Annotated in this window: 2 protein-coding genes; both read left to right on the top strand. The window is 65.3% G+C overall.

All coding sequences use genetic code 11. The annotated features are described in order from the left end of the window. On the top strand, positions 1-2,419 hold a 2,419-nt coding region (locus E5W70_RS31380), incomplete at its 5' end, for a molybdopterin cofactor-binding domain-containing protein (RefSeq protein WP_292665138.1). After that, on the top strand, positions 2,416-3,618 hold a 1,203-nt coding region (locus tag E5W70_RS31375; protein WP_292665136.1), incomplete at its 3' end, for a 6-hydroxynicotinate reductase. The genes E5W70_RS31380 and E5W70_RS31375, both read left to right, overlap by 4 nt.

The raw sequence follows: 3,618 nt of genomic DNA, 5'->3' as shown, positions 1-3,618 counted from the left end.
CGCAACGGCACTCCTGGACAGGACGCCTTACCCGAGCGAGGCCGAAACGCAGGATGCGCTGGGCGGCGTGCTCTGCCGCTGTACCGGCTATCGCAAGATCGTTGCCGCGGTAATGGATGCTTGGCGCTATACCGATGGTCTCGATCCGCGCATGCCATTGTCCGGCCATGGCGTCGGCTCCTCCCCGATCCGCCTCGATGGCGTGCCGAAAGTCACCGGCGGCGAAAAATTCGGCGGCGATTCCTTCCCCATGGATGCATTGTCGGTGCTGGTGGTCCGCTCGCCGCATTATCATGCGGCCTTCAGCTTCGGCGATCTCGATGCCTGGGTGAAATCCCGTCCCGGCATTGCCGGCGTCTTCACCGCCGCCGACATTCCGGGAAGGAATTGTTTCGGCGTCATCGCACCCTTCGCCGACCAGCCGGCGCTCGCCGAAGGGTTTTCGCGCTTTCGCGGCGAGGCGGTGGCGCTGGTTGCCGGCGAACGCGAGACTATCCTCGATCTCGACCTTGCCGATTTCCCTGTCAGTTGGACCGAATTGCCGCATTTTCTGGAAACTGGCGAAGCACAGGCCGGCGGCGCGCCACTGGTCCATGAAAACCGGCCCTCGAACCTGCTCACCTCCGGCTTCGTCGAGCGTGGCGACCCCGAAGCCGCGCTCGCGGACGCGGCTTTCGTCGTTTCCGGCGCCATCGACACCTCATATGTCGAGCACGCCTATATCGAACCGGAGGCCGGCTATGCCTTCATGGACGGCGACACGCTGGTCGTCGTCGCTTGCACGCAGGCGCCTTATATGGACCGTGACGACACGGCAAAGGTGCTCGGCCTTGCCCCGGAAAAGGTGCGCATCGTGCCGACCGCCACCGGCGGCGGCTTCGGCTCCAAGCTCGACGTCTCGCTGCAACCGCTCATCGGCCTCGTCGCCATGAAAACCGGCCGGCCGGCGGCGCTCGCCTATACCCGCAACGAATCGATGATCTCGACCACCAAGCGCCATCCCGCTCGGATGAGAGCGAGCATCGGCGCCGATGCCGACGGCCGCATCACCGGCATGGTCTTCGCCGGCGATTTCAACACCGGCGCCTATGCCAGTTGGGGGCCGACGGTCGCCAACCGCGTGCCGGTGCACGCCTCCGGCCCCTATGCGACGCCGAACTATCGCGCCGAAGGCCGCGCCATCCACACCAATGGCCCGATTGCCGGCGCCTTTCGCGGCTTCGGCGTGCCGCAGGCGACGATCATGCAGGAGACCCTCTATGACGAGCTAGCCGACAAGCTGGGCATGGATCGGCTCGACTTTCGCCTGAAGAACTGCCTTCGGAACGGATCCGAAACAGTTACCGGGCAGCGGCTCGAGTCGGGCGTCGGCATCGCCGACTGCCTAGAGGCCCTCCGCTCACATTGGCAGCATGCCCTTCGTGATGCCGAAGCGTTCAACGCCCGCAGCAGCGAAAAAAGACGCGGCGTCGGCGTCGCCTCTTGCTGGTACGGCTGCGGCAACACCTCGCTGCCCAATCCGTCGACCATCAAGGTCGGCATCTCGGTATCGGGCGAAGTCGTCCTGCATCAGGGCGCCGTCGATATCGGGCAAGGTTCGAACACTGTCATCGCGCAGATCTGCGCCGACGCGTTGGGTCTTCCGCTTGAAAAGCTCCGGCTGAAAGGCGCCGACACGGCGATCACCCCCGACGCCGGCAAGACATCGGCCTCGCGCCAGACCTTCGTCACCGGCAAGGCCGCCGAAAAGGCCGGCCGCGCCTTGCGCGAGGAGATCTTGCGTTTCGCCAATGTCTCGGAAAAGGCGGCGATTGCGCTGGATGGTACAAGCCTGAGCATCGGGGAAGGCGAAGCGACGCGCCGCATCGATCTTTCCTCGCTGAAGGCAGACACCGAAGGCTTCATCTTCCGGGCCGAGGAAAGCTACGACCCGCCGACGCAGCCGCTCGATGCTAAGGGCCAGGGCAAGCCTTACGCCGTCTATGGTTATGGCGCGCAGATCGCCGAACTCGAGGTCGACCTCAAACTCGGCACGGTGAAATTGATAAAGATCACCGCCGCGCACGATGTCGGCAAGGCCATCAACCCCTTGCTTGCCGAAGGCCAAATCGAGGGTGGCATCGCCCAAGGCATCGGCATGGCGCTGATGGAAGAATACATCCCCGGCCGCACCGAAAACCTGCACGACTATCTGATCCCGACGATCGGCGACGTGCCGCCGATCGAGACCATCCTGATAGAGGTTCCGGATCCGGAAGGACCCTTCGGGGCCAAGGGTTTGGGCGAGCATGTGCTGATCCCGACGGCGCCGGCGATCCTCAACGCCATCCGCCACGCAACCGGCGTCTTGGTCACCAAAATTCCGGCGACGCCGACGCGCATTCGCGCCGCCATCCTCGACAAGGAGGCGCGCCGATGAGCGAGCTTGCCGAACGCTTCGAGACGCATGATCCCGGCGAGAAGCTGGTGGCGGAGAAGATCCGCTGCGATGCCTGCCCGGTCATGTGCTACATCGCCGATGGCCGCACCGGCGCCTGCGACCGCTACGGCAATGTCGGCGGCAGGATCGTGCGGATGGATCCGCTGACCATCCTCGACCACGCGGCCGAGACAGGCGGCGCGGTCGTGCCCTTTGCCGAGGAAGGCAAGGGCTGGGACGGCGAACTGGTCAACACCGGCCGCCGCTTCGTCACCGCCATCGGCGCCGGCACCACCTATCCCGACTACAAACCGGCGCCCTTCATCGTCAGCCAGGAGGTCGAAGGCGTCGATCTGGTCACCGTCGTCACCGAGGGCATCTTCTCCTATTGCGGCGTCAAGGTGAAGATCGACACCGACCGTCATATCGGCCCCGAAACGGCGACGGTCCGTGCCCAAGGCGAGGCGATCGGCCATGTCACCACCGGCGAATACGGCTCGCAGATGCTGTCGCTGGGCGGCGTGCATCATTTGACCGGCGGCTCGAAGGCTGAAGGGCGCGCCACCTGCGACGCCATGCTCAGCCTGTGCAACCGCAAGCCGGTCGAGCTCGTCATCGACGGCGGCGCCACCGTCATCGTCGAAGCCGGCAAGCCGCCGTTCATCGACGGCAAGCTCGAGCAGCGCATGCGCGTCGGCTGCGGCTCGGCCACCATCGGCATGTTCGCCACCCAGTGGCGCGGCCTTGTCGACGAGGTGGTGGTGGTCGACGACCACATCACCGGCGTCGTCTCCGAGCATCAGGCCGGCAAGGTGCTTGGCTGGCAGGACACCGGCATCAAGATCATCGGCCGCCGTTCGACGCCGGGCCGTTATTTCAAGGTCTCGGAGCCCGGCCTCGGCTGGGGCGGCACCAGCATCTCCGACCCGCTGTCGATCCTTGGTGAATGGAACGCCAAAAAAGGTGCGCGCCCCGGCATGTCGCTGCTGATGGTCTCGACCACCGGCGAGCAATTCGCCTATTACGAGCTCGACGACGAATTGAAGCCGGTGCAGAAACCCTTCCCGGAGCGGCTGCGGAAGTCGGTTGAACTGATCGAGGACAATTGCGAGCCGGCGCTCTGCACCGTGCTTTTCGTCGGCGGGGCCGGCGGCTCGCTGCGCGCCGCCGACCGTCACATAGGTCTTGAGGCCCTGCAC

This window comes from Mesorhizobium sp., from assembly GCF_005063415.1.
Classification (GTDB): Bacteria; Pseudomonadota; Alphaproteobacteria; order Rhizobiales; family Rhizobiaceae; genus Mesorhizobium.
Note: the sequence above shows the minus strand (reverse complement) of the source record. Positions and strands in the feature narration are given on the sequence as shown.